The 1,802-nt window shown below is 67.5% G+C and carries 3 protein-coding genes and 1 pseudogene; 3 read left to right on the top strand and 1 reads right to left on the bottom strand.

Annotated features, from left to right (window positions below):
• Positions 1-153: 153 nt before the first annotated feature.
• A pseudogene (locus ABZS40_RS36650) lies at positions 154-513 on the top strand (transposase); the annotation flags it as partial.
• Here the strand turns inward: ABZS40_RS36650 and ABZS40_RS36645 are convergent.
• Positions 477-836 (bottom strand): transposase family protein, encoded by a 360-nt coding sequence (locus tag ABZS40_RS36645; RefSeq protein WP_354949323.1) that lies wholly within the window; start codon positions 834-836, stop codon positions 477-479. The pseudogene ABZS40_RS36650 and the gene ABZS40_RS36645 sit on opposite strands and share 37 nt — an antisense overlap.
• 317 nt (positions 837-1,153) lie before the next feature.
• Here ABZS40_RS36645 and ABZS40_RS36640 point away from each other — a divergent pair, with 317 nt between their 5' ends.
• Positions 1,154-1,540 carry a hypothetical protein gene (locus tag ABZS40_RS36640; protein ID WP_354949321.1) on the top strand — a complete coding sequence of 129 codons (387 nt, stop codon included), beginning with the start codon at positions 1,154-1,156 and terminating at the stop codon, positions 1,538-1,540.
• Between the two features lie 5 nt (positions 1,541-1,545).
• Positions 1,546-1,802: hypothetical protein (locus ABZS40_RS36635; protein WP_354949319.1), on the top strand; the 257-nt coding region annotated here is incomplete at its 3' end.

The raw sequence follows: 1,802 nt of genomic DNA, 5'->3' as shown, positions 1-1,802 counted from the left end.
CCTCGCCAAACGCCTCACCACCGAAACCACCCCAACCTGGCGAGACGACTAAAACCACAACACACACAAAATACGTGAATCAGACGTCCTCTCAGGCCCGCCCGAAACGGCAACCACCGACGCCTACGCGCCCTCGTCACCGACCTGTGCCCACCCCTACTCGACCAACCCGGAGTCGGACCCGTCACCGCCGCGATCGCCCTCACCGCCTGGTCACACCCCGGCCGCGTCCGATCAGAAGCCGCCTACGCCACCCTCGCCGGCGCCGCCCCCATACCCGTGGCCAGCGGCCGCACCGACCGACACCGCCTCAACCGCGGCGGCGACAGAACCCTCAACAGCGCCCTACACACCATCGCCCTGACCCGCCGCCGCATCCACCCCGAAACCCGCGACTACATCAACCGACGCCGCGCCGAAGGCCGCACCACCAGAGAAATCACCCGCTGCCTCAAGCGCTACATCGCCCGACAGCTCTACCGCACCATCACCACCCACCACCGCACCACTTGACAACCCCACTCACAGGCGGCCAGGACATGCCGGGCGGCGCTGCTGGCAGTGCGGGACCCGCGGATGCTCTTGCCGTCGACCGCGATCGCCCGCCTCGCACCCGTCGCGGGGATCCGGGTGGCCAGCCGCGCGGCGATCACCGCGGTCAGCCGGTCGGCGTCCAGGCCCTGCAGCAGCCGGCGGAGCATCGCCTCCGACGGACGCCGCCGCGGGTCGATACCCAGCATCTGCGTGGTGTCCGCGGGCAGATCCGCGACTTGTTCACCGATGGCCGTGTACGAGCGGCAGCCGGCGACCACCGCGCAGACCGCCGCCCCGACCACCGTGCACAGCGCATGGCGGACTCCCCGGCGGGCCCGCGGATCGGGCAGGTCCCGCCAACGCCGCGAGCAGCCCGGGAGCATGAACCGGCGCGGACAACCCGGCTGGTGCGCAAGACAACGATGAGATCAGCGATGATGGCAGCGCGGGCATGGCTCACTTCGAACAGATCAACAAGGCCTCGAGAACCTCGATGATCTTCAGAAGTAGTCATGCCCGCCCTGCATCTCCCCACACGGGCGCGTCTACACCAACCAGCGCAAGCCGGACACGCGCCACGACTCTGCCGGGGCCCTGCGGCAGCCCTGTCTCGCGAGGGATGGCCGAAGATATTTTCTTACCTCGTCAACGACGACAGGATCCCCGACGATCGGCCTTCGTCGATGAGGCGCTGCTTGCGGTTGACGATAGTCAAATCTATGAACTCGATGGTCACGTGTGTGAGTTCATTACCGTGAACTATCAGAGCATGAGCGCATTCACGGCGGCTCAAGATCTGGAGGTCACCCGCGCCGTCGCGGCGCTATTCCCAAGGCTGGGAATCGTCATTCCTGATCTTGAGCCTCTCGACCGAACGCTTCGCGCAGAGGTAATCCGACAACGTCGCTACGCGATCACGGTACGCGATGGCGTTGCTGGATCTTCCTGCGGCGGACAACACGCCGACGTGGCGGGCGTTGGGGTGGTCGACGGTACCGGTGTTTAGCCGAGGTGACGGCGCGGTTGCTGCTCTGCGCGCTCAGCGGGTCAGCGACCGATGGCGTGGTCGCCGGCCCGGAGGCGGGTTTGGCGGGTGGCTGGTACGTGCAGTCGGTGACGGTGCGTTGGACGCTGGAGCATTGGCGTGTGGTGGCCGCGCAGCGGCCGTTGCCTGTACCTCCGCCTGATCAGCGCGGCACACGACGCGACGGCGGTCCGCGCGACACTCAACCGCTGCTCGACGTGCTCAGCGGTCGCTCGTGGGTGCC

The organism is Micromonospora sp. NPDC005324 (assembly GCF_040607155.1).
In the GTDB taxonomy this organism is placed as follows: Bacteria; Actinomycetota; Actinomycetes; order Mycobacteriales; family Micromonosporaceae; genus Micromonospora; species Micromonospora trifolii.
Note: the sequence above shows the minus strand (reverse complement) of the source record. Positions and strands in the feature narration are given on the sequence as shown.

Bases quoted from the DNA above. Each gene is read 5' to 3' on its own strand.
- ABZS40_RS36640 (WP_354949321.1), top strand. From the start codon at position 1,154: ATGGCCGAAGATATTTTCTTACCTCGTCAACGACGACAGGATCCCCGA.